The following is a 25,416-nucleotide window of genomic DNA, read 5'->3' on the forward strand; positions in this document are numbered from 1 at the left end:
ATCTCATTAACATAGCCTCTTTGTGAGGCTATTTTTTTGCTTCAGTCTCAGCTTTACAGGAAATATCTTTACATAAACTTACTCTCCCTCTCACGCTGATTGGAGTGAAAAAGCAAATACTGCCTTTGAGACAGCCCATTGGTCAAAAGGGGTAAATGATAAGCTCGCTGAAGTATGCTAAATACTGGCGTCAGCATGCCCTCCGCCAAGGACAGACTACATACCTTTTCGCCCTTAGTTATGGTAAACCCGCAAAGCGTAGTGGAGCCGACACCTGAAAGCTGGCTGATGATTCTCCCGAATAGTTCTCATTATTAGCCAGACTCAGTTTTTTAACTTCTGCACCTTCGCTGAAATCCAGTTTGCTAAACTCTACCCATACTACATTGGGGTTCAATACATTGTCAAAATAGTAGACCAGATTCTTCTGGTCGGCTACCGTCCTCCATCGGGTAGAAGAAATATTGGGTTCCGTTTCCGAAGATATGCCCAGGGGTACCGAGCAGTTCCTGATAACGCCAAAGACACTAGCCAGTGCCATGCGAGTATCATCAGTCTGGGGGATGGCATCTATATAATAGGAAGCTCTCACATATCTGTCGGCGGCGCGATTGGTACCTGGCAGCATGATATTGCCAGGTATGCTTTTCCAGTATTGATTGATGGCCAGTTGTTGCTCAAATATGGGGGAATTGGTCATAACATGATAAGACCTGTCGTGATGGATGACCAGCTTACCTTCAATATATTCCAGAATAGCGTTATCTCCCGAGGCATCGGACATGGATAAGTGCAGGGTAGTAAACCGGTCGGTACCGGGAATTATGCTGGAGACCACCACAAACGCTTCTTTCTCCATGGCCCTGACCGCTTCTTCTACCGTAGCAAAATTGTCTAACACATACTGAAGCCATAAAGATATCGCCAGTCCCTTTTTACCTCCCTGACTATCAAATTCGGGATATTGAGATTCTGCCAACCACAGCATATTGGCAACCAGCCCTTTCTCATTCATCCCATCCGAAGTGGCTATGTCCCAGGAACTGGTCACTACACTTCCGTACTTGGATGTCCATTGAATAGAGTTTGGTCCGGCTTCTCCGTTTCTTTGCATACCCCGGGGCAATACCCACAGGTTGGCAGGTATATTTTCTTTCCAGTCCATAGAGCGGGCAGTGATGATGGTACCATTGGGTCCCTGGTAAACAACACGTGTACAGGCAAACAAAGGCTGAAGGCCTGTTAAGAGGAATGCGCATAATAAAGTTATTGCTTGATGGAGCTTTTGCATATGAGGTGTACTTAGGTTTTCTGCCCTTGGGCCGATGTGGTATGTGTATTCTTACAAAATCATCTTTATAAATACATTCGCAACCTACTCCTCTGCCAACTCAGCTACGCTATCTCTCCTTCACCCTTTATCTATGTCTTTGGCGTACTTCTTCTCCTGCTTCCTACTCTCTTAAGATAGCACATTTTTCTAATAATCTTGGGCTAAGCGCCTCCATTCCTGCTGTATTGTGATCTCTTTCTGTAGTTAACCCTATACCTTTACTGCTATCCCTTAGCATTTCCCGGAGATAAAAGATCTTTGCCAAGGTGTAAACTTATGGGGGTTGAGTTCTACGCTATGTTTGAGGAAGACGATAACCTATGGTGAATCGGAACAGCAGTATTTATAAGCCACTTAATTCTGTGTCATCGGCTGCTTTTCTGCTTCCCGCACAGGCATGGACTTATACCATGAGGTTAGCTTTTGCGTCAGGGTTTCAACTCTCTCCCTATGTTCATCAGCGAAATTGTGGGTCTCTCCCGGATCATCTACAATATTGTAGAGTTCCGGTCTACCACCATCATAATCGCATAAAAGTTTCCATGCGCCATCGCGTACAGCCAGATCAGGAAGGTTCTCAAAACCATAAAAGTTCTTCCTGTCAGGGGGGCGGCTGTAGAAGATGGGAGATGTGCGGGATGCATCGGATTCGCCCAGCATGGTTTTTACTACGTTTTCTCCGTCAGCAGCAGCAGTATGCTCGGGTGCCTCTGTACCGGTAAACGCCAGCAGGGAAGGCACTATATCTATGGCAGAAAAGACTGACTCCTGGTTTCGGCTTCCCTTCACCGCTTCGTCCATAAAACCCGGACCCCAAACGATCAGGGATGAACGGATGCCGCCTTCGTACAGATGTGTTTTATAGCCTTTTAGCTCTCCTGCCCTCCCCGCACCCAGCTCCGGGCCATTGTCAGAGCAAAACACAATCAGGGTATTATCGCGCAACTCTTCATCGGACTGGATGTAGCTGAAAAGTTTGCCAAACTGCTCATCCATGGCTTCCAGCACGGCAAGGTACAATCCTCTTTTGCCATCTTCTTTGGCCAGGCCGTATTCTTCATAGGGTGGCCAGAAAGGACTGTGCACATCGTCCGGCCAGATGTTGACGTAAAAGGGTTTTTGCTCTTTCCGGGCTTTGTTCATAAACGCTATCGCAGCATCAATAAAGCCGGTAGTGATCTCCGAGCGTTGCATCCAGGTATAAGGTTCGCCCAGTATTTCTGCCTCTTCCCAGATCCGCCCGACTTCTCCGTTTTCATCTTTGGTAAGAGGGAGCAGTTTGGCCCCCATACCTTCAAAATTGGTCAGCGATTCGTCAAAACCATAGTCCGTGATGTAGGGAGCATTGATCACGTCGCGCTGTCCGCCCATATGCCATTTTCCGAAATGACCGGTGGCATAACCTGCCTGATGGAGGCTTCGGGCTAGCATAGGCGCCGAAGGGTCCAGCCAGTTGGCTATGCCCCGTTCCTGATTGTCTTCACGATAGGAAAGATAAGAAGTAATATTCCATCGCTGGGGATAGGTACCGGTGGAGATCGCTACCCGGGAGGGTGAGCAGATAGGAGCGTTCACATAAAACTGCTCAAAGCTAATCCCTTCCGAAGCCAGCCGATCAATATTAGGGGTCTGGGCATCCGTATTGCCAAAAGAAGATAGGTCTGCCCATCCCATATCATCAATAAAGATGAGGATTACATTGGGCTTAGGCTCATCTTCCGGCATGGAGCACCCGCCCACATAGAGTGAAGTACAAATGATAAACAGATACAATATTTTTCTCATAGGGGGCCAAGATACTTACTTAGAAATAAAGTTTTGCACAACATTCTATATACCATCCTAACAGGGGATAAAACCTTCATTTGAAGATCAGCCGGGTATAAAAGGAGGGCCTGCGCAGTTCTTTCCTGAGATCGGTATTGTTGAGCATGGACGTTAGTAGTGTGCGCACTGATTCATTTTTACTGGCTTTGTTGACCAGGAAATTAAATATGCCGGGGTACCGCAACATCTTCTGCATGGACCTGCTGACCCTTAATTCCGTCCCCATTCTCCGGTAGATTTCTCTGTCATAACGGATGTTGAAATCCGCGTCAAAGCGGTTTTGGGCAAAAGCCTGGGTCAGATGATCCGCCGCTATTCTCCCGCTACGTATGGCATTGCCAATACCTTCTCCGGTAAAAGGGTCTATCAGGCTGGCGGCGTCTCCCAGCAGTAAGAAGCGGTTGCCGGAACACTGTACTTTTCTGGAACCGATGGGTAAACCAAAACCCTGTATCCCTTCCAGCGGGCTGGCGTTTATGAACCTGTGCTTCACCTGAGGATGATGCTGAATGATGTCGGTCAGCTTTTCTTTCAGGTTGAGCCGCTGCCGGCTTACTTCACTGGAAAGCATCCCTATGCCTACATTGGCCTGCCCATTGGGCAAAGCGAAAATCCAGAAATAACCGGGAAGCAATTCCTTATAAAAGTGTAACTCTATACAATCGGTCTGGTGGAGGTCATCTACTCCCTCAAAATACTGCCTTATCCCTGCGCAATAGTGATCCCGCTCCACTTTATTGCGGGCAAGTTGCCGGTTGACGACAGAATTGGCTCCGTCTGCTCCTACCACCAGACTGGCACTAAAACTACGCTTGTCCGTGTACACCCTCACCGCCTCTGCTGAGGTCTCCAGCCTTGTTACTTTATGATCCTGAAACACAGTAATATCCTCCAAACCCTCTAGCTGCCTGAAAAGAAAATAATCAAAGTCAAAGCGCCTGGCGATATAGCCGGCAGCATCAGGATGCTTAGGATTGGTAAAATGAAAATCCAGCGGCTTGCCATTAGGCGCGACAAAGCGAATACGGTTCACATCCTTTTTGCGGACACTTTGCAGGAAGCGCTGCGATAAATTTACGTCAATAAGCTTCAGTTGATTGATCACGTCCGGGCTCAGGGCATCACCACAGATCTTATCCCGCGGAAAAGTAGCGCTTTCCAGCAGGGCGATCTTCAGCCCTTTACCGGCCAACTGTAAGGCACATATACAACCTGCCGGGCCGGCCCCTACGATGATCAGGTCAAAGTCATGCTGTGCAGTAGTATTCATGTATGCGGATGTACAGTAGCCTCAAATGTATTGCTTTTTCTTCAATCCTCACGGAAGCTACTACTAAAGATACTTATCCCAAGGGCTGTATCCCTACAGACCTTTGCCTCTAAGATGAGAATGGCTTATTGAGATTTCTGATTGATGAGCTAGCGTGAAGGAATGGCTGCCATTACCAGTCTGTGAGACACAGAGCAAAGGGAGGAAAGCTACGGTTTGTGTATAGCTTCTTGGCTGACTTGCACCGACGAATATCTCCAGTAAGATGCCCCCAAGAATAGGGGCACAAAGAAACAGGCAATGGCAAAGACCGTGAAGGAAGCAAAACCGACAGATACCAATACGATAGAGACAATGATACAGGACAGCGCGGCAATGGCCCATTTGCGAGACACTATACCCTGCTTACTAAACCCTTCATAGAAATAGATAATAAATAGTACTAAACCACTTATTGCGCCAAGATCAAACAGGTACAAAGGAGTTCCTCTGAGTGCCACAAAAATAGCTGGTTGTTGCTCTATTACTTCCAGTGCAGGATAATAGCTACCCAGACTAAGACCAAAGGATATGATGAGCAGCAGGCAGCCGATAAAATAAATGGACCATAATACACTTGCTGGAAACACTCCAACATTACTAGCATTCTTTTGCAGCAAAAGTGCCGCGATTGCCAGAAATACATTACCAAATAGTGACCAACCCCATATTGATTTCATCTGAGGCCAGTGATTGAACAGGAATACGCCAGCTTCATAATCAGTTCTCTTCATTTCTACTGAAAGCGATGCCCAACCAGCATAAACTTCCATAAGTATACAAACGATTGTAATTAATGAGCCTATACTTAACAGAAGGCCAGCGGTTCGTACTTCAGCCATGGAAATGGGGGTCTTTTGTACTTTCATCTTGTATGTCATTGCATGTATTTACCAACCTACAACAAAGCTCTCTCCTCTTGCTTGCCTGCCCTTAGATCACAATTATCAGTAATATACTTAGGAATAAGATTTTGCACAATGTTCTTGAGTACGCTACCCTTTCTTTTCTTCTGCTATAGCCTTGTGCCGTGATGGTATAGCGTTTACATTGTTGGTTTTTATGCTTACCTAGCCGGGGTAAAGTCGGCGGCAGCGGACGTAGCTCACCAACAAAGCCGTTGATGCGCTGCGGACTGAGACTTCACATTTACCGACCGTAGGTAAGGGCCACGACCTCAGTCGCAGACCTAAAACGATGTCGTTTATACTCCACGCCCCGGGATTTCATGCTTACCTGGCGTAGGTAAGGGCAACGAACATAGTCGTGTGTAAGAAACGAGTAGGGTTTTGCATGACGCCCGAGGTTTTCATGCTTACCGACGGTAGGTAAGGGCCACGGCAGCAGTCGTACGTAAGGTATATGTAAGGTTTTGCATGGCACCTCAGAATTTCATGTCCAAACGATTTTTGCACAAGCCACGATAATGGATGAGTGCACCTTTCAGGTAATGTTTAGCGCGTACCTTGACACCCAGACTTAGCAGTATATACTTTACTGCATGCCTGTCAGCAGCTTATGCACTCTGCTGAGGCCTGGATCAGGCTAAAGTATCCTCTTTTATCTCCTTTTTCTTAAAACACTACCCTGGTAGTATTTCGGGGCTATACTACTGAAAGTCAGCACAATACTGCCTATAATTTGCCGATAGAACCCTGCGGACCGATGGTAGCATTCCTGCGCATGCTATCCGTCATTCCTGCTAAACCCTATAAATCAGAAAAGGATGAAGTTAAACGCTGAACACAGAGTATTGGAAGCCGCCCAGCTTGCGCTGTCTAGCATGAAGGAGGAAAGGGTAAAGCTACAGATGGAAGCTTACGGACTTAGTCCCGAAAGGAAGCAGAAGGGCCAAAGCCTGATAGACAAAGTACTGGAATGCCAGAAAAAGCATAAGGCGCTCTACGATGCTCAATGGAGTTTGTCGCAGCAGCTTAACGCACAGTTGGGTATGCTGGAAGTACAGTTCAAAGAGCATGCCTGGGTGGCTCGCACTGCTTTCCGCAAGCAGCCTGAGGTACTGCATGCCCTGAAAATCAAACGCTTTGCCGATCATGGCTGGGCCATTGTGCGGCAGGCAGCCTACTTCTATGCCCGCATAGCGGAGATGGAGCTTAACTTCCAACCCTTTGGCATTAGTAAAAAAGAACTGGAACAGGCTACTGCATCTGTAGACCAGGCCATGCGCATGAAAGAAGAGCGGATACGCAGGAAAGGGATGGCAGAAAGCTGTACAGAGGAGAAGAACGCCGCTTTCAAAGCTTTGCGCCTGTGGGTCATGGAGTTTCGTGCCATCGCCCGCCTCACTTTCCGGGACAATCCGCAGATGCTGGAGATGTTCGGCATACTAGTACCGAGTGGGGTGTAGAGGTTAAAGGTTGATGGTTAAAAGTTTAGGAGTTTCATTACTCGCGGAGGGCTCTGAGTACCTGTTACACATGCTTGCAAACAAATGAGAAATGTCAGTGAGACTCCCCCCTCAGATTTCCTTACACTTAACTCTGAGGGAAGATTAACACGCATCAGATTCTCAGAAACCTGTAACTTCTATCAGCGTCCTCTGCGAGTGACGCTGATAACTTCCTGATAAACTTAGCAGAGAAAGGAAGGTCCTACGGTTGGTACTGCCGGTAGTAGGCCAGTCCTTCGGCTACGTCACGGGCGGTGATGTCAATGTCGTAGACGGCTTTGCCAATTCCTTCCAGCAAGGTGCATTTGATTATCCCCTTTTCATTCTTCTTATCCTGTAAGGTGAGCTTGATGATGGCATCCTCCTCAGCGGTATTGATGGCGTGGTAACCATAAATGGAAAGCATGAAGCGGCTCATTTCATCTACTTCGGCCTGGGGCATGCCGCAAAGTTTGGCGGAAAGTATCCCTTCGGCTACCATACCAATGGCGATGGCTTCCCCATGCAGCAGGCGCTTCTCAGTTTCCAGGAAGTAACTCTCAATAGCATGGCCAATGGTATGTCCGTAGTTGAGTATCTTCCGCAATCCGCCTTCCCTGAAGTCGGCATCCACTACGGAGGATTTGATGTCAATGGAGTGGGCAATGTGCTTGGTCCAGTCTTCCACTTCCAGCCCCTGCTCTTTCACATTGGGCCAGTAGGCCGCATCACGAATGAGGCTATGTTTGATGACCTCGGCAAAGCCGGAACGTACTTCTTCCGGAGGTAATGTCTTGACAAAGTGAGGATACACAAATACATGCTCCGGCTCCTGAAACAGACCGATATGGTTTTTGTAGCCCTGGAAGTCAATGCCCAGCTTTCCTCCTACCGATGCATCCACCTGAGCCAGCAGACTGGTAGGCAGATTGATGAAGGGAATGCCTCGCTTATAAGTAGCCGCGCAAAAACCACCCATATCGCCAATTACGCCACCACCCAGGTTGATCAGTAGCGCCTTACGGTCAAAATGTTCGTTGGTCATCCATTCCCAGATGTCGGAGCAGGTGTTGAGGTTCTTATTCAGTTCCCCACTTCTGATCTCACATACACTATGTTCAGGTAGGCTGTCTTTGATGATAGGATAACAATATTCCCTGGTATTCTCATCCAGCAGCACACCTATCTGGCTGGGATTAAATTCACTAAAATGCGCCTTGAGGGTCAGGGCAATGTCCTGAGTCAGGGTAACGTTCTTTGCGGGCATGGTTTAGATAGAGGTTGAAGGTTAAAAGTTAAAGGTTGGTTGTTGGACTTATTTATCCAAACCTTTAACCTTAAACTTTTAACTTTTAGCAACTTTTTCCTCATCCATTTTGTCCATTACTTCGGTCTGCTTCTTGATAGACTCCACGTGCAGCAGGTTGAAAAGCTCGGTAATAAACTTCTCACGGAGGCCCAGAGACTCTGCCCACTCTTTACGGCTACGAAACACCTCGTTCCAGCGGTCCAGCTGAAAGGCAGCCACATTATTTTTCTTTTTCCACTCTCCTATCTTGGCTACCATTTCCATACGCTGCGCCAGTACTTCCACCATTTCGCGGTCGGCATGGTCAATCTGGGTACGGAGTTCTTCCAGATGGGTGATGTATTCAATATCTTCGGAAGAAGCCTTACGTATCTGAAGGTTCTTGATGATTTCTCCCAGAGAAGCCGGTGTTACCTGCTGACGGGCATCACTCCAGGCATGCTCAGGATCACGATGGGTTTCAATGATGAGTCCATCAAAGTTCACATCCATGGCTACCTGCGATATCTCGGCAATCATCTCCCGCTTACCGGCAATATGACTGGGATCGCAGATGATAGGGAGGTCAGGAAGCTGACGCTTAAGTTCTATCGGAATCTGCCACATAGGCACGTTTCTATAGCGGGTCTTCTGGTGGGTAGAGAAGCCACGGTGAATAGCTCCCAGTTTGTTTACACCTGCCTGATTCAGCCTTTCCAAAGCACCCATCCATAGGGCAAGGTCAGGGTTGATTGGGTTTTTGACCAATACGGGAATATCCACACCTTTCAGTGCATCGGCGATTTCCTGCACGATAAAGGGACTTACCGTACTGCGGGCACCAATCCATAGGATGTCAATCCCGAAGTGAAGTGCTTCTTCCACATGCATGGCATTGGCTACCTCTACCGCAAACTGTACGTTGAGCTCTTTCTTGATGTCACTGATCCACTGCAGAGCTTCCTGTCCAATACCTTCAAAAGTGTTGGGACGGGTACGGGGTTTCCATACCCCTGCCCGGATGACAGAAACGCCCTGCTCCTTTACGGCTTTGGCGGTTTCGTACAATTGCTCTTCAGTTTCGGCACTACAGGGGCCAGCGATAATTAGGGGGTGGGTACTGCCTGTATTCCAAGACTCTATGCTTTCAATTTTCATTGCTCAAACGTTTTAAACGGTATTATGAGGTTTACTCCTACTGAATATTTTGTTGTTACACAATATGATGAGTACCCTAAAACTTTTACTGATAGATGGATATTCATTTTGTCGTAAAACAATATTATTGCGTTTTGTTTTAGGGTAACAGTATCTACACAAAAATAATTGCCCTTGCCTTTAGGCAAGGCTCATGATTTTCAACATTAAACCAAGCTCAGAATGTTCGCTGTACAACCGGTTTCCTTAGATAATACAGAGATTGCCTTTTCCTACAAGTCGGATGAAGAATTGAGGAAGACCTATCTGATTTTTTCTGCGATTAACTCACCCTTACTGACAAAAGCAGGCACAAAGTTGGTGAAAATTGCCTTAAAATTAAAACTACCGGTACACGGTATTTTGCGTAAAACCATTTTCTGGCAGTTTTGCGGAGGCGAAAGCATCAGCCAATGCGAACCTACCATAAAAATGCTGGCCTCGCACAATGTCAAAACCATTCTGGATTATTCCGCTGAAGGGGAGAAAACGGAGAAGGGCTTTGAAAAGGTAACCAAAGAAACCTTAGCAACTATAGAGAAGGCCCAAGCTTCAGAGCATCTTCCTTTTTGTGTATTTAAGCTAACGGGAATAGCCAGTACTAAGCTACTGGAAAAGGTACAGGCTCAGAAAAAGCTTAGTTCAGCAGAGCAGGAAGCCTTTGAGCGTGTAAGAAAGAGAGTAGATACGCTATGTAAAGCCGCTTATGAAGCGGGAGTAGGCATTTTGATTGATGGAGAAGAAAGCTGGATACAGGAGGTAATTGACGATCTGGCCGAAGAAATGATGGCCAAGTATAATCGTGAACGGGTTACGGTATTCAACACCTACCAGATGTATCGCAAAGATATGCTCAGTAATTTGAAACTAGCATTCCAGAAAGCAGCAACGCATCAGTACCTGCTGGGAGCGAAGCTGGTAAGGGGAGCTTACATGGAAAAGGAACGTGAACGGGCAGAAGAGGAAGATTACCCTGACCCCATCCAGCCTAATAAGGAAGCTACTGATAATGACTATAACAAGGCGCTACTTTATTGTATTAATAATAAGCAGCGTATCACTTTGGTATCCGGTTCTCATAATGAATACAGTAATCAATACCTGGTACTGCTGATGCAAAAACACAGCATGAACCCCTCCGATCCCCGGGTTTATTTTTCTCAGCTTTATGGGATGAGTGACAATATATCTTTTAACCTCGCCTACGCAGGATACAATGTTACCAAGTACCTTCCCTATGGCCCTATTGATGCGGTAATGCCCTATTTATTTAGGAGAGCGGAAGAAAATACCTCAGTGGCCGGGCAAAGTAGTCGGGAATATCGCCTGGTGAAAAGTGAATTGCAAAGGCGGAAAACAGCACAGAAAGCATAAGTATGTTTTTATGATAAATCGCTGGTTTTTTTTCTCTTATATCCCCCTTTCTATTATATGATTGGAAATAAATTTGCGTTCCTAATAGTGGAGTAAGTACAGGTATGCCTAAGAATTTATTTTATACGAAGCGGGGAGTTTACATACTCACCTATGTACTTGTTGCATTTATTACTGTCATAGACTATCAAACAGGCTATGAAGTATCTACTTCTATTCTATACCTTTTACCCATCTATTATATTGCTTCCAGCAAGCTTACCAGCCACAATTCGGTCCTCATCATTGCTGCCATATGTAGTATAGCCTGGTTCAGTATAGAGCTTATCACACATCATCCTTACTCCAGTGCCTGGATATTGTATTGGAATGCTTCGGTAAGGGCAGGAATCTTTTTTTCCATAGCCATTTTTGTAAATGCGCTCAGCAGAGAACAACAGAAACTGAAACTGGCAAACCTGGAACTGAAAAGGCTTAATGCGGAGAAAAACAAATACATCGGTATCACTGCCCATGACCTCCGAAGTCCGGTAGGTAATATCTACAACCTTTCTGACCTGATGCTTGACCCTAAAAGCAGCGCCAACCTTACAGCGAGCCAACATGAGTTTCTGGCTTTGATCAACAGAACCAGTTTCAATGCACTCAACTTACTGGATAATCTTTTGGATGTAGCACAGATTGAAGCCGGCACCCTCAAAATCAGCAAAGAAAAGCATGACTATCTGGAGTTTGTGCGGGAGATCATAGCAATTAACCAACATATAGCTGCCAAGAAAGATCAAAAAATTACTTTAGAAAGTACTACTCCGGTCATGAGGCTGGATTTTGACAGGTCATACCTGGGTCAGGTGCTGAACAATCTGCTTACCAATGCCCTAAAGTATTCATTTCCTAAAACTGAAGTCAAGATCAATGTAAGTATAAATGGCCCATACGTTAAGACAGAAGTAATTGACCAGGGCATGGGCATCAAAGATCAGGATAAAGACAAAATTTTTCGTCCCTTTGAAAAAGCCCAGAACGTACCTACCGGTGGAGAACGTTCCAGCGGACTAGGGCTGGCAATCGTAAGAAAAATTATTGAGGCCCATCAGGGAGAAATAGGCTTTAGCAGCACCTACGGTAAAGGAAGTACGTTTTACTTTTTCCTTCCTTCCCAGGTAGCCCAGCTTGAGGAATCTGTATCCTGAATATCAGGAAAGCCTCTTCTTCAGATTTTGGTAGGTCTCTTCTACAGAGATATTATTTGCCTGGTTTCGGCGGATTACATCTAAAATTACGTCAACAGTATCCGGTGCATACCCCAGTTTAAGTACCATTTGCTTCGCAATGATGAGCTCTTTCTCATGCATTTCTTCATCCACCAAAATCAGGTTGATCATATAAAAAAGTGTGAAGAAGCTTTCGCCGGAAGGAGGCTTCAGATATTTGATATCTTCTTCAGCATACTGCTTGCGCAGCTCATTTACTCTTTCGCGTGTCAAACCGAGTTTATTACCAATACCATGGATATATTCCATCTCCACTTTGTCCAGGTTACCATCAGCCAGAGCCAGATGAAACAACTGACGAATAAAATCTTCTTCTCGCGCTCTTTTTCCAGGACTGAAAAGATTCCAGAGACTCATAGGCAGTAAATAATGGGTGAATAATTAATTTTCCAGCATCTTAAACAGGGTAGTCAGCTCTGCCTTAAGGTTTCTACGGTCTACGATAAAATCAAGGAAACCATGCTCTAAAACAAACTCTGAACTTTGGAAACCCTTAGGAAGGCTCTTACCGATGGTCTGCTCAATAACCCGGGGACCGGCAAAGCCGATAAGTGCTCCCGGCTCAGCAATATTAAAGTCACCCAGCATTGCAAAAGATGCTGTTACTCCTCCAGTAGTAGGGTCAGTGAGTAAAGAAACGTAGGGTATTTTTGCTTCGGAAAGCAGGGCAAGCTTAGCAGAAGTTTTAGCCATCTGCATAAGAGAGAATCCAGCCTCCATCATGCGCGCTCCTCCCGATTTGGAGATCATAAGAAAAGGAGCTTTATGTTTGATGGAATAATCAATAGCTCTGGCAATTTTTTCGCCTACTACTGAACCCATAGAGCCGCCAATAAAGCTAAAATCCATGCAAGCTATTACAAGCTCAAGGCCATTCATTTTACCATGAGCAGAACGCAGTGCATCTTTTAGTTGAGTTTTAGCCTGAGAATCTTTGATCCGCTTAGGGTAAGGTTTACTGTCTACAAAGCTCAGTGGATCACCTGACTCCATGTTGGCATCTAATTCCGTAAACTTATTGTCGTCAAAAAGAATCTCAAAATACTCGGCTGAGCCTATACGTACATGATAACCATCTTCAGGGGCTACATAAGCATTATTTTTCAACTCCCGTGTATGAATGATCTTCCCGCCAGGAGTTTTATACCATAAGCCATCAGGAGCTTCCTTTTTTGCTTCGGTAGGGGTCTGTATTCCTTTATCTTTTCTTCTAAACCATGCCATATTTACTGCATTTTGAAGAACCTAGCTTATGTTGCTGAGTTCTTACTGTTTCAGGGCCGCTAAGTTATTGAGAATTTTGCTATTCCAAAAAATTTATAAAAGAAGCTAAACCGTTTCAGAACTTGTCTTTTAAATATTGAGCCGTATAATTATCGTCCAATTTGATCATTTCTTCAGGGGTTCCGGAAAAAATCAGCTTTCCTCCCTGTTCTCCCCCTTCAGGTCCAAGATCAATGACCCAGTCGGCACTTTTGATCACTTCCATGTTGTGCTCAATGATGACTACGCTATTCCCCTTCTCTATTAAGGCATTAATAGCATCCATCAGCTTACGAATGTCATGGAAATGCAAACCGGTAGTGGGTTCATCAAAGATAAAAAGTATATGCTCCTGCTGACTACGGGTAGTATTTCCCTTACCCAGAAAAGAGGCCAGCTTAACTCTTTGGGCCTCTCCCCCACTCAATGAGCTGGATGACTGCCCCAACCTTACGTAGCCCAGGCCAACATCCTGTAAAGGTTGAAGTTTGTTGACGATCGTATTTTGCTCAGAAAAGAATTCAACGCTGTCGTCTACTGTCATATCCAGTACATCAGCGATGTCCTTACCTTCATACTTGACTTCCAGTATTTCTTTTTTGAACCTTTTGCCTCCACAGGCCTCGCAGGTAAGATAAATATCTGCCATAAATTGCATTTCTATCTTAACTTCACCTTCACCCTGGCAGTTTTCGCAGCGACCTCCATCTACGTTAAAGGAGAAAAAAGCAGGCTTATACCCTCTTTGCTTAGCCAATGGCTGGTCGGAAAACAGTTGGCGGATACCATCATAAGCTTTCACATAAGTGACCGGGTTAGAGCGTGAGGACTTACCAATGGGATTCTGGTCCACAAATTCAACCTGGCTTACTTTCTTTACATCGCCTTCCAGTTTATCAAACTTTCCGGTAGTCTCATTCACCGTACCGAAGATTTTACCCAGTGCAGGATAAAGTATACTTTTAATCAGCGTAGATTTACCGGAACCACTCACTCCTGTTACAACTGACAGTACGCCCAATGGAATATCTACATTGATATGTTTAAGATTATTCTCCCGGGCTCCCAATATGCTGATCTTATGCTTGAATTTACGTCTCTGCTTAGGAATTAAAATACTATCCCTGCCACTCAGATAGCGCGATGTATGGGTATTAGCATGGCCATTCTGCTTCTCCAGGTCCTGAATGGTGCCCTGAAAAACAAGTTCCCCACCGTGCGAACCAGCATCCGGTCCGATGTCAATAATCTGGTCGGCAGCCCGCATTACTTCTTCTTCGTGCTCTACCACGATTACCGTATTGCCCAGATTACGCAGGGTTTTGAGCACTTCTACGAGTCGGGCAGTATCACGAGGGTGCAGACCGATGCTAGGCTCATCCAGTATATACATTGAACCTACCAGAGCACTGCCCAGTGAGGTAGCCAGCTTAATGCGTTGGTACTCTCCTCCTGAAAGTGTACTGGTTAAGCGATTAAGCGTTAAGTAGCCCAACCCTACCTTATTGAGATATTCCAGCCTGCTTTTGATTTCTTTCAGAATACGGTCAGAAACCCTGACATCATGCTCATCCAACTGCAAACGCTCAAAAAAACTGATTACCTGCTCTATCTGCATCAGTACCAGTTCTGTAATGGCAGTACCATCAATTTTCACGTAAGAAACATCTTTACGTAATCTGGTACCTTTACAATCGGGACAAGTTGTGCGCCCCCGGTAGCGGGAAAGCATTACCCGATATTGTATTTTATGGGTCTTAGACTCCAGGTATTTAAAAAAGGCATTCAGACCTTTGAAATACTGATTTCCTGTCCACAGCAGCTCCTTTTGTTCTTCACTTAGATCTACATACGCCCGGTGAATAGGAAAATCAAATTCTATCCCATGCCTGAGCAAAGGTTCCAGCCACTTTTTCATGGAATGGCTACGCCAGGGAGCTATGGCTCCTTCGTAGACAGAAAGACTCTTGTCAGGAATTACAAGATCTACATCTATACCTAGCACCTTACCAAAGCCTTCGCAGGTGCGGCAGGCTCCGTAGGGGTTATTAAATGTAAAAAGGTTGACACTAGGTTCTTCAAACACTATCCCATCCTGCTCAAATTTATCAGAAAAATGATGTCGCTCTGTGCCTTCCCGGTCAACGATATCCACCTGACAAATACCTTCACCTTCAAAAAAGGCAGTTTGTACAGAGTCTGCAATTCTGTAGGCCAAATCCTGATCCTCCTGCCTTACAGAGGCACGGTCTATCATAATTTTGATTTCAGCACCCGCATACTCTTCGGGGTTCTTTTCCAGCAGTTCTTCAATGAAGAGTACCTCATCATTAACCATGATACGGGTAAAACCTTTCTGCATCAGAATATTCAGCTCGTCTGCCAGAGGTCGGTCTTCTTTTGGATGTAAGGGACAAAGTACCATAAGTTTGGTACCATCAGGCTGACTAAAGATAAAGTCCACAATGCTACTTACGGTGTCACGTGTTACCAACTCTCCACTTACGGGTGAATAGGTCTTACCAATACGGGCATACAACAGTTTGAGATAGTCGTAGATTTCAGTGGTAGTTCCCACTGTTGAGCGAGGGTTACGGGTATTTACCTTTTGCTCAATAGCGATTGCCGGTGATACGCCTTTGATATATTCTACTTCCGGTTTTTCCATTCTACCCAAAAACTGCCTTGCGTAGGAACTTAAGCTCTCCACATACATACGCTGACCTTCGGCAAAGAGGGTATCAAAAGCCAGTGAAGATTTACCAGAACCAGAGAGGCCAGTCACCACCACCAGTTTGTTGCGGGGAATCGCTACCGTCAGGTTCTTAAGATTATTGACCTTAGCTCCTTTAATCAGGATAAACTGCTTAGGATCAAGGTCTTCAATACTATTATTTTTAGATATACTAGCCGTGCTCATAGGCTTGCAAATGTACTATATTTTATCGTTTTCAAATAGAGGATATATCTCTCCCTTACTAAGAGGAGAGCTTGCTCTATTCCACAAGACTACAAAGCAGGGAAAGGTTCTGATTTCTTCATTTTTTTGTTTACAATTATCCCGAAAAAGGCATTAAGATTAAAACACAAACCTGACAACTATGAAACTGCTTCAACTTACAGTATTTATTACTACCCTTATTTATTTTACTCCTCTCTGCCTACAGGCACAGGATGCTGCTATCAGTGATTACGTTAATGTGGGTAATGATGAAGACCTCTATATTATCGGAGGGAACAGTGATGGCTTTTTTGTAGGATTGACTGAAGATTATTATTACAGTGGAACTGGCAATAAGCAAGTAATTTCTTACTATAATATGGAAGGCCCTGAAGAAGTAGAATCTGTAGTAATGAAGCCTGAGGACCGCTCAAGAGATTATTTCTACACCTTTTCCTTCAAGGATCAACTCCATACGCTTTCTCATGATACTAAAGAGTCTGATGACGGTCTTTTTCACATTTATCTTAACAGCTATAACCAGCAAATGGAAAGCATAGGCGAAGAAAAGAACCTGGATCAGATTTACCCCTATATCTTCACGTATGATGTAAGCTCCGCTTTCCGCAGCTTTTTTTCCAGCCAGTTTGGCAAAATGCGCAGAGGACTTTTTATCACCCACAAAACTAATGCTGCTGAAGACAAATTAGCGCTCTTTTTTGACTTCAATTATTTCTCATCCACAGTAGCCAATTTCCAATGTGTAGTACTCAACGAAAACCTGGAAGAAGAGTGGTCAGATATCATTGACCTGCCTGCTGAGGGAAGCAACTTACTGTTGGAAGATTATGCACTGGCAAATGACGGAAAGCTCTACATTCTTATGGCTTCCTTTGATGATGATAATTTTAAGAAGTCTGCCAATGATTTTGAATATCTTCTGTATAGCTACGATCCCGAAAGCGGAGAAGTGAGTAGCCTGGATTTTGATACGCAGGGACAATTTATCATTAATATGGGCTTGACTCTGGATAAAAATCAGCAAGCGGTATTAGCAGGCGTATTTGCCAATCCACAAAACAATGATATTGAGGGCGGAATCATGATTCAGCTAAAAGCAGATGGTTCTTCCCAGGCTCAGCAATTTGCCTTTGAATCCTCAGTAATGAAAGAAATTAATGAGAAGGAAGATAAAGATTATGCTGAGGAATATACGGTCAACAATATGATGCTGGAAGATGATGGTAGCCTGGTGTTTTTTGCTGAGTCATATAAGAGAGGGCCACTGCTTAAACCCAAACTTAGCCTGAGTGCCTTTAATCCAGTAAGTGCGGATGTTGAAATGGGCGATATCTACAAAAAGATACTCGCCGTCAAACTTACGCCCGACCAAAGTGGGGAGTGGGTAAAAATCATTGATAAAAACCAGCGATCCAGTGAGCCCAAAGACATTTATGCTTCGTACGCCTTTGCCTATGACGATGATGCCTACTATCTGCTGTTTAATAATGACATCAAAAATGCATCAGATATCTCCCTGGTCACGCTCAAAAAAGGAGGCGACATCAGCTTAACCAATTATATGGATAGAAGTGATTATCGCGTACGGTTGATCCCAGCTTTTAGCAAAATGATTGAGCCTGGCGTACTCACTGTACCGGTGGAGAAATCTGGCAAGCAGGGAGTGCTAAGAGTAAAGTTCTAAGCTCTGCTTGGGCAAAAGTCAGAAAAAAGTCCTATCTTATACATCTGAGATTTAGATTTTTTAAAAACAGGTGTGTATGTATTTTCAAAAATGGGGCTTATTGCTTTTGCCTTTCCTCTGCTTTTTCCGTTGTAGTTCGGACGAAGACATTCCCGGATCGCCTCCCGTAGCCGATGCAGGAGATGATGTGGAAGTTCCCCTTGACTTAGCTGGCACCATAGCCCTTAGCGGATCAGGTTCCTCTGACCCCGATGGAGACCAGCTTACTTACCAATGGACACTCAATTCCCAGCCGGATGGCAGCTCAGCCACTCTCAATAATGATGAAGAAATGAATGCTTCTATTACCCCTGATAGGGAAGGAATGTATGAGATTACATTATCGGTTGATGATGGCAACCATCCTCCGGTGCAGGATAATGTAAGTATTAATATATTACCCCCTACCGGAGGACCTCCTGTGGCAAATGCCGGAGAAAATCAAACTGTACAGGTGAATACTACCGTAACGCTTGATGGCAGCGCTTCCTCAGACCCAGATGGTGATGAGCTTGCATACGAATGGATTTCTAATACTACCCCTATTGACGTGGAAGTTACACTTGAAAATGCAGATGAAGCAGTCGCCACCTTTGTACCAAGCGCTACCGGACTATACAGTTTTAGATTAGAAGTAACCGACCCTAGCGGAAAGTCAGATACTGATAATATTGATATCACTGTGAATCAATAATCAAAAACTTTGTTTAAGGAGTAATAAATTGACAATCAGAAGATTAACTTTAACATTTAAAAAGTCATTTTTTCTCAAAAAGAAAGGAAGCTCAAAAAAAGTTATTGCATCTGTTAAGCAGATTTTGAAAAATATGCAAGATTTCACCTTTATTCTTTCTTTATTTCAATTGGAAAAATAAAAGTTGCATATTATTTGCTACTTTTTTAGATTTGAAAAATGTGCCTATAAAATTTTATGTTCCATTACTAACCGGAGACAATATGAAATAAACTTCTACGTTAACTAAACAATTGGATTAATGAAGAAGTATTCAGTCAGCGACAGCAAGCTAGTTTCTCAGTACAAAAGAGGAAATGAGACAGCTTTTGAACAGTTAGTTAACCGTCACAGGTCAAGAGTATTTACTACTATTTACCTGATTGTAAAAGACGAATCTGTGGCAGAAGACATACTGCAAGAGACTTTTATCAAAGTAATAAAAACGATAAAGTCTGGCAGATACAATGAAGAAGGTAAGTTTTTACCGTGGGTCATGCGTATAGCCCATAACTTATCCATAGATTATTTCCGTAAGAACAAAAGGTATCCTACGGTAGTAATGGAGGATGGGAAAAGCGTGTTTAATACTTTGGATTTTTCAGAAGACTCAGCAGAGTCTCTGCAAATCAGGAAAGATACACATGCATTATTGAGACAGTTGATTAAAGAATTGCCTGAGGCACAAAGACAGGTACTGACCATGCGCCATTATATGGACATGAGTTTTAAAGAAATCGCCGATGCGACAGGGGTCAGTATCAACACAGCTTTAGGGCGTATGCGTTATGCACTCATTAACCTGAGGAAAAAAATGCAAAAACATAATATAGCCTATGATCCAAACATTTACCCTAGATGATGTAGTACGCTTTCTTTATGATGAAATGAATGAAGATGAAGCGCACAAATTTCAGGAATCCCTGCTGCTTGATGATGAGCTCATGGATGAATATCAGCAAATGCTGACCGTAAAAAATACCCTTGACAATAATCCTGTTAGGGAAGAACCGCGTCAATCTTCAATCAATAAGATTCTGGAGTATTCCCGATCTTATGACCTGCAGATGGCTGAAGAATAATGATGAATAAAAAGGAGCGTTTTAAGGCTTTTGTTCATCATTTTGCTGAAACAAAGCCTGAACCTCAAACTGAATTAAGCTACCGTAACCCTTACGAGTTACTGGTAGCTGTTATTTTAAGTGCCCAATGCACTGATAAGCGCGTCAATATTGTGACGCCTTCTTTATTTGAGCACTACCCTACCTCTGAGCTCCTTGCTCAGGCTACTTTTGATGAGTTATTTCCCTTCATCAAAAGTATTTCTTACCCAAATAATAAAACCAAGCACCTGATCGGCATGGCAAAAATGCTGGTTGAGCAGTTTGATAATAAAGTACCGGAAACGGTTGAGCAGCTTCAAAAGCTACCAGGTGTAGGAAGAAAAACAGCCAATGTGATCTCTTCAGTCATTTTCAATCAGCCGGCTATGGCAGTAGATACCCATGTCTTTAGAGTTTCCAAGAGAATTGGCCTGGTCACCCAGTCTGCAAAAACTCCGATGGAAGTAGAAAAACAACTAGTTCGACATATTCCTGAGAAATATATTGGTAAAGCTCACCACTGGCTTATTCTTCATGGACGCTATGTCTGTACTGCCAGAAACCCTCAATGTTCCAAATGCGAACTCACTCATTTCTGCAGGTACTTCCAGAATAATTTACACGTATAAGTAAAATATCTTCACAAAAAGCCTAAACCATAGCTTCTTCAGGACGTTATTGTTTAATATTACTATATAAATATTAAACAAAAATGCACCGCAATATAATCGTATGGTTCAGAAATGATCTCAGATTACATGATAACATATCTCTGCACCATGCCATACAAAAATCTGATGTTGTATACCCCGTATACTGTTTTGATCCCAGACACTATGAAGTGACAGAAATTGGCCTTCCCAAAACAGGCTCATTTCGCGGCCAGTTTATATTAGAATCTATTCGTGATCTTCGGCAGAACTTGCAAAATATAGGCTCGGACTTAATTGTAAGACAGGGACTTCCGGAGAAAATCATCCCCTCACTTGCCAGAGAACTGGATGCGACAGCTGTTTATTCCAGCAAAGAAGTGAGTGCAGAGGAACTGAAAGTAGAGCAGGCTCTGGAAACTGCCCTACACAAAGAAAGTATTAGCCTGGAGCTTTACTGGCAGTCAACACTACTACATATTGATGAAATTCCCTGGCCTATCAAAAACATTCCGGATACGTTTACTCAGTTCAGAAAAGAGGCAGAACACACTACTGCTATAAGAAAGACTGTACCTCCCCCTCATGAGATGTATGCTTTTAATGGAGTCAGAGCAGGCCGTATCCCTTCTTTAGATGAATTGGGGCTGAGTGAACCTCCTAATGATAAACGTGCAGTACTAAAGTATGTGGGAGGTGAGACTAGCGGACTAGCCCGATTGGAAGATTATATCTGGCAAAAAGATTTACTGAAAAATTACAAAGAAACCCGTAACGGTCTTTTAGGGGATCAATATTCATCCAAACTTTCTGCCTGGCTATCCATCGGTGCATTATCGCCCCGCAAAGTGTACGAAGAAATTCAGAAATATGAGCAAGAGCGACAGAAAAACGATTCTACTTATTGGCTCTTTTTTGAACTGCTGTGGAGAGATTACTTCCGCTTCATGGCCAAGAAATATGGAAACCGCATTTTTAAAATCGGAGGTATTCAGGACAAGGAAATAGAATACTACAACGACTTAATAAGATTTGAACGCTGGAAACAGGGAGATACAGGTATTCCATTTATTGATGCCAATATGCGTGAGATTAATTCTAGTGGATATATGTCAAACCGGGGACGGCAGAATGTGGCAAGCTTTTTAGTCAAAGATCTGAAAGTTAACTGGACCTGGGGAGCATCTTACTTTGAAAGCCTGCTGATTGATTATGATGTCTGTAGCAACTGGGGAAACTGGAATTATATTGCCGGGGTAGGCAATGACCCTCGGGAAGGCCGGTATTTCAATATCATGAGTCAGGCTCAACGCTATGATCCTCAGGGTGAGTATGTCAGACATTGGATACCAGAATTATCCGAATTAAAAGGGAAACATGCTCATTTTCCTTCAAGGCTAGAGAAGCAAAACCTTGATTGTGCTAAAGTAAAGTTAGGCACAGATTATCCGCAACCTATGGTTAATTTTGATAAGTGGATGTACTAAGTAAAGAAGGCAGCTTTACAAGCTGCCTTCTTTATGCGTTTACTTAAAACCAGGGTCTGGCGACATTACTAAAGGGCCATGGAATTGAAATCAATATCAGCACCAAGCCGATCAGATAAAAAATTGCTACTCTTTTGTGTTTAGCCACCGCAACTGCTACTCTTTTGGATGATGAATAACCAATGGTAATGAGAATGATGGCAATCAGCATCACCACAAAATGTTCTACTCCCCAGAACCTAAGCGTTGCATCCTTCATCGCTGCACCAAAATCGGCATATACCTGATCTACAATTGGACTTACGAAGTATAGCACCAAACCTACCAGCAATTGAATATGAGTAGCAATCAGGGTGAAAAGATAAATTTTCTTATCGCCTGGCCTAAAATCTTTTTTACCCTGCCAGTTTATTAAAGCTTTTATTACCGCAATGACCAATAATATCAGGACGATGTAGCGAAGGGTAGAATGTAAATGAAGAAGACCTGTATACATAAAATTTAGTTTTTGTGTGTATAAGTTTAAGCGAGACTTGTGGCAGAGTAAGTTCCACATTACATATGAGGACAACTCAAATTCAAGTTCACGCCAACCCTTGAATTAACCTGGGGGTAAAAGTAATAAAAGACTTGAAGCAATAAGCAGGAAACAAAAAAAAAGCGACAGTCTCTACTGTCGCTGAAAAGCTTTTTGATCATTGATTTAAGCAGCTTTTGGCAATCGGTGATTTTTATCACCTTTGGGGTCAAGCGGTTTAATTTGAGTATTTCCTTTCTTCACCACGAGATAAAACATCCAACCAAAGAAAAACAAAGACCCACCCAAAAACAGGGCTAGTACTAAGTATGATAAGATTGCAAACATCTTTTATGTTATAGTAATATTTACTGCTAATACAGCATATACGCAGAAAAAGTTGCACTTAAAAAAAATAAAAGTAGAGTACTAATTCAGGCATTATTTCTCCTTCACATTTAGTGACATTACTATAAAAATAAGATATCAAATAAGCCTTTTTGATGTGAAAATTTAGAAATAATGGAGAATATTTTAATTTTCATGCATAAAAGTAAAACTGTTTTCGCAGCTATGTTTTCCTAACTTTTTTCTTCCTGTTTTACTTCTCTTTCTATTTCTCTCTTTTCTACTTTAACGGCGTTCTTCTTGGGACGAATGGCCTTACCTACTCTCTGCGAATAGGCTTTGGTAAATTCTGCGCCGATCAGAAAAATCACTGCTGAATAATAAATCCATAAAAGAATAATGACTAGTGAACCTGCCGCACCATAGGTTGAAGAAAAGCTGCTGGTACTCAAATAAATCCCGATCAGGTTTTTACCAATGACAAAGAGAATAGTGGTTACGATAGACCCTACCCATACATCTTTCCAGCGAATTCTGGCGTCGGGAAGTAGCTTGAATACCAATGCAAACACCAGGGTCACGATAGCGATGTTAGTCACTGAGCTGGCTACTTCTATCAGATATATCGTATAATCTGAGAAAATTTTGACTAGAAGATGGCGGAAGCCACTTAGTAAAGCCTCTATCAAAATAGAAGCCAGCAACAATACTCCCAAAAAAATGACAATTGCGAAAGAAAAAAGCCTATCTATGATCAGCTTAAGCCAACCTTTTTGGGGCTTTGCTCTTACTCCCCATATGGCATTTAATGCCAACTGAATATTTACAAAAACTGTGGTGGCACTAAAGGTAAGGGTAGCGATACCGACTATTCTGGCCACATAGCCTGCCTCGTCAATTGCAGCATTCTTGATAATATTCTGTATCTGTTCAGCACTTTCAGCACCCACAAAATCTTCTATGTAATAGAATAACTGGCCCTGAGCAGCCTGCTCTCCATAAATATATCCAGCAATGACTACTGTAAAAATAAGCAAGGCTGGCATGGAAAAGATCATGTAGAATGCAATAGAGGCTCCATAAAGTAGAGGACTATCATGCTCAAAGCCTTTGATAATATCACCAATAATTTTACCAACTATCGTATTCTTTACCCAATTCCATTTCTTCTTAAAGAATTCCATAACTGTTCTCTTGACAAGATTCTTTGACCTCTTTTTACAGATTAGCTCCTTGCTTATCCTGTTCACTACTAACAGGACGAGGAAGCGAAAATACAATTATTCAGATAAGGAAGGTCAGTTTGGTAAGAAAAATACGCGAAAACAGAAGTTTATTTGATGTTGGGACATTCCACGATTCATTTATGCAAAAAAATAAAACCGACTCACTTTTGAGCCGGCCTTAGATTAAAGTTCTATTTTAGTACCCAGCACTTTCAAAAACTCAGCAATGAAAGCTGAATGCCCTGGCCAGGCAGGTGAAGTTACCAGTTTACCATCCACTACAGCATCCGTTGCCGGTACATCTACATACTCTCCCCCGGCAAGCGTCACTTCAGGACCTACCGCCGGATAGGCAGTTAATCTCTTACCTCTCACCACATCAGCAGCGGTCAGGATCTGGATACCATGACAAATAGCAGCAATAGGTTTGTCAGCTTCAGCAAAATATTTGGCAGTCTCAATTACCCTGGCATCCAATCTAAGATACTCCGGCGCACGACCACCGGCTATCATCAGTGCATCATAACTTTTGATATCAATCTCGTCAAAAGTAGCATTGAGGGTGAAGTGATGTCCCTGCCGCTCCGAATAGGTTTGATAACCGTCAAAATCATGAATGGCAGTCATGATGGTATCTCCTTTTTTCTTATTTGGACAGACTGCATGCACTTCATGGCCTACCATGTTCAGCATCTGAAAAGGCACCATGGTTTCGTAGTCTTCGGCATAATCACCGGTTAGGAAGAGGATCTTTTTTTTAGCCATCTTTTGAAAATTTTGGAGTGAAAAGTTTCTACAAAAAAGGTACAGCATAAGGCTGAACACTCAAAAGTATCTAACGAAAAAACCGAAATATGAACACTAAAAAAAGGCTTTTTTTAGGCCCATTTTTCTTCTCAAAAAGGAAAATACTTATTTTAGAAGCTTGTGTCAACCACAAACATGACATGTAAACAAACCTTTATATCATGCTAGAACAAAGAAAGATTACCCTGGAAGAAAAGGAGATGCCTGAGCATTGGTACAATATTGTGGCCGATATGCCAAACAAGCCTTTGCCTCCACTCAACCCTGCTACCAAAGAACCCATCGGTCCCGATGCCCTGGCTCCGCTTTTTCCGATGGAACTGATCAAACAGGAAGTTTCCACCGATAAGTGGATTGAAATTCCTGATGAGGTAAGAAATCTCTATACACTATGGAGACCTACCCCCCTCTACCGTGCCCGTGGACTGGAAAAGATGCTGGATACTCCTGCCAAAATATATTATAAATATGAAGGCGTAAGCCCTTCCGGTTCGCATAAACCCAATACCGCTATTGCCCAGGCTTATTATAAGAGCATGTTTAAATTTTGAAAAGAGCGGGTCAATGAATAAACTTTAGGTTGACCAAAACTTAAAGATTTATGCA

General features: G+C 43.4%; 22 protein-coding genes. 10 read left to right on the plus strand and 12 right to left on the minus strand.

Annotated features, from left to right (window positions below):
* Window positions 1-238: 238 nt before the first annotated feature.
* From WJR50_RS28995 to WJR50_RS29010, 4 genes are all read right to left on the minus strand, one after another.
* Window positions 239-1,291, minus strand: coding sequence for a linear amide C-N hydrolase (locus WJR50_RS28995; protein ID WP_341296825.1), 1,053 nt, complete (start codon window positions 1,289-1,291; stop codon window positions 239-241).
* 396 nt (window positions 1,292-1,687) lie between these two features.
* Window positions 1,688-3,118: a sulfatase family protein gene (locus tag WJR50_RS29000; RefSeq protein ID WP_341296826.1), complete on the minus strand. Its 1,431-nt coding sequence runs from the start codon at window positions 3,116-3,118 to the stop codon at window positions 1,688-1,690.
* A 76-nt stretch (window positions 3,119-3,194) separates the two neighbouring features.
* Window positions 3,195-4,430, minus strand: a complete 1,236-nt coding sequence (locus tag WJR50_RS29005) for an NAD(P)/FAD-dependent oxidoreductase (RefSeq protein WP_341296827.1) — start codon at window positions 4,428-4,430, stop codon at window positions 3,195-3,197.
* A gap of 209 nt (window positions 4,431-4,639) precedes the next feature.
* Window positions 4,640-5,311 (minus strand): hypothetical protein, encoded by a 672-nt coding sequence (locus WJR50_RS29010; protein ID WP_341296828.1) that lies wholly within the window; start codon window positions 5,309-5,311, stop codon window positions 4,640-4,642.
* An 884-nt stretch (window positions 5,312-6,195) separates the two neighbouring features.
* Here WJR50_RS29010 and WJR50_RS29015 point away from each other — a divergent pair.
* Window positions 6,196-6,837 (plus strand): PQLLE family protein, encoded by a 642-nt coding sequence (locus WJR50_RS29015; RefSeq protein ID WP_341296829.1) that lies wholly within the window; start codon window positions 6,196-6,198, stop codon window positions 6,835-6,837.
* A 244-nt stretch (window positions 6,838-7,081) separates the two neighbouring features.
* On the opposite strand, the gene aroB is transcribed toward WJR50_RS29015, so the two are convergent.
* Window positions 7,082-8,125, minus strand: coding sequence for a 3-dehydroquinate synthase (gene aroB / locus WJR50_RS29020; protein ID WP_341296830.1), 1,044 nt, complete (start codon window positions 8,123-8,125; stop codon window positions 7,082-7,084).
* Window positions 8,126-8,203: 78 nt separating this feature from the next.
* Window positions 8,204-9,304 (minus strand): chorismate mutase, encoded by a 1,101-nt coding sequence (locus tag WJR50_RS29025; RefSeq protein WP_341296831.1) that lies wholly within the window; start codon window positions 9,302-9,304, stop codon window positions 8,204-8,206.
* Window positions 9,305-9,526: 222 nt separating this feature from the next.
* Between WJR50_RS29025 and WJR50_RS29030 the strand changes: the two genes are divergently transcribed.
* Window positions 9,527-10,717, plus strand: coding sequence for a proline dehydrogenase family protein (locus tag WJR50_RS29030; protein WP_341296832.1), 1,191 nt, complete (start codon window positions 9,527-9,529; stop codon window positions 10,715-10,717).
* A 104-nt stretch (window positions 10,718-10,821) separates the two neighbouring features.
* On the plus strand, window positions 10,822-11,910 hold the full coding sequence (locus tag WJR50_RS29035; RefSeq protein WP_341296833.1) for a sensor histidine kinase: 1,089 nt from the start codon (window positions 10,822-10,824) through the stop codon (window positions 11,908-11,910).
* Between the two features lie 3 nt (window positions 11,911-11,913).
* On the opposite strand, the gene WJR50_RS29040 is transcribed toward WJR50_RS29035, so the two are convergent.
* From WJR50_RS29040 to uvrA, 3 genes are all read right to left on the minus strand, one after another.
* The gene (locus tag WJR50_RS29040) at window positions 11,914-12,348 is read right to left on the minus strand and encodes a TerB family tellurite resistance protein (RefSeq protein ID WP_341296834.1); all 435 of its coding nucleotides are present in this window, start codon (window positions 12,346-12,348) and stop codon (window positions 11,914-11,916) included.
* Window positions 12,349-12,372: 24 nt separating this feature from the next.
* Window positions 12,373-13,215 (minus strand): acetyl-CoA carboxylase, carboxyltransferase subunit beta, encoded by an 843-nt coding sequence (accD, locus tag WJR50_RS29045; RefSeq protein ID WP_341296835.1) that lies wholly within the window; start codon window positions 13,213-13,215, stop codon window positions 12,373-12,375.
* 115 nt (window positions 13,216-13,330) lie between these two features.
* Window positions 13,331-16,174 (minus strand): excinuclease ABC subunit UvrA, encoded by a 2,844-nt coding sequence (uvrA, locus tag WJR50_RS29050; protein ID WP_341296836.1) that lies wholly within the window; start codon window positions 16,172-16,174, stop codon window positions 13,331-13,333.
* 181 nt (window positions 16,175-16,355) lie between these two features.
* Between uvrA and WJR50_RS29055 the strand changes: the two genes are divergently transcribed.
* From WJR50_RS29055 to WJR50_RS29080, 6 genes are all read left to right on the plus strand, one after another.
* Window positions 16,356-17,900, plus strand: a complete 1,545-nt coding sequence (locus WJR50_RS29055) for a hypothetical protein (protein WP_341296837.1) — start codon at window positions 16,356-16,358, stop codon at window positions 17,898-17,900.
* Between the two features lie 76 nt (window positions 17,901-17,976).
* Window positions 17,977-18,633, plus strand: coding sequence for a PKD domain-containing protein (locus WJR50_RS29060; RefSeq protein WP_341296838.1), 657 nt, complete (start codon window positions 17,977-17,979; stop codon window positions 18,631-18,633).
* Window positions 18,634-18,934: 301 nt separating this feature from the next.
* The gene (locus WJR50_RS29065; RefSeq protein ID WP_341296839.1) at window positions 18,935-19,534 is read left to right on the plus strand and encodes an RNA polymerase sigma factor; all 600 of its coding nucleotides are present in this window, start codon (window positions 18,935-18,937) and stop codon (window positions 19,532-19,534) included.
* Window positions 19,509-19,754 carry a hypothetical protein gene (locus WJR50_RS29070; protein ID WP_341296840.1) on the plus strand — a complete coding sequence of 82 codons (246 nt, stop codon included), beginning with the start codon at window positions 19,509-19,511 and terminating at the stop codon, window positions 19,752-19,754. The genes WJR50_RS29065 and WJR50_RS29070 overlap by 26 nt, the downstream gene beginning before the upstream one ends.
* 2 nt (window positions 19,755-19,756) lie before the next feature.
* The gene (nth, locus tag WJR50_RS29075) at window positions 19,757-20,404 is read left to right on the plus strand and encodes an endonuclease III (RefSeq protein ID WP_341296847.1); all 648 of its coding nucleotides are present in this window, start codon (window positions 19,757-19,759) and stop codon (window positions 20,402-20,404) included.
* Between the two features lie 83 nt (window positions 20,405-20,487).
* The gene (locus WJR50_RS29080) at window positions 20,488-21,912 is read left to right on the plus strand and encodes a DASH family cryptochrome (RefSeq protein ID WP_341296841.1); all 1,425 of its coding nucleotides are present in this window, start codon (window positions 20,488-20,490) and stop codon (window positions 21,910-21,912) included.
* 43 nt (window positions 21,913-21,955) lie between these two features.
* On the opposite strand, the gene WJR50_RS29085 is transcribed toward WJR50_RS29080, so the two are convergent.
* The 3 genes from WJR50_RS29085 to WJR50_RS29095 all read right to left on the minus strand — a co-directional run bounded on the left by WJR50_RS29085 (window position 21,956) and on the right by WJR50_RS29095 (window position 24,768).
* Window positions 21,956-22,408, minus strand: a complete 453-nt coding sequence (locus WJR50_RS29085) for a cytochrome B (protein WP_341296842.1) — start codon at window positions 22,406-22,408, stop codon at window positions 21,956-21,958.
* 602 nt (window positions 22,409-23,010) lie between these two features.
* Window positions 23,011-23,961: a YihY/virulence factor BrkB family protein gene (locus WJR50_RS29090; RefSeq protein WP_341296843.1), complete on the minus strand. Its 951-nt coding sequence runs from the start codon at window positions 23,959-23,961 to the stop codon at window positions 23,011-23,013.
* Window positions 23,962-24,186: 225 nt separating this feature from the next.
* Window positions 24,187-24,768: a DJ-1/PfpI family protein gene (locus WJR50_RS29095; protein ID WP_341296844.1), complete on the minus strand. Its 582-nt coding sequence runs from the start codon at window positions 24,766-24,768 to the stop codon at window positions 24,187-24,189.
* 203 nt (window positions 24,769-24,971) lie between these two features.
* Here WJR50_RS29095 and WJR50_RS29100 point away from each other — a divergent pair, with 203 nt between their 5' ends.
* On the plus strand, window positions 24,972-25,361 hold the full coding sequence (locus tag WJR50_RS29100; protein WP_341296845.1) for a hypothetical protein: 390 nt from the start codon (window positions 24,972-24,974) through the stop codon (window positions 25,359-25,361).
* Window positions 25,362-25,416 lie beyond the last annotated feature (55 nt).

This window comes from Catalinimonas locisalis (assembly GCF_038039535.1).
GTDB lineage: Bacteria > Bacteroidota > Bacteroidia > Cytophagales > Cyclobacteriaceae > Catalinimonas.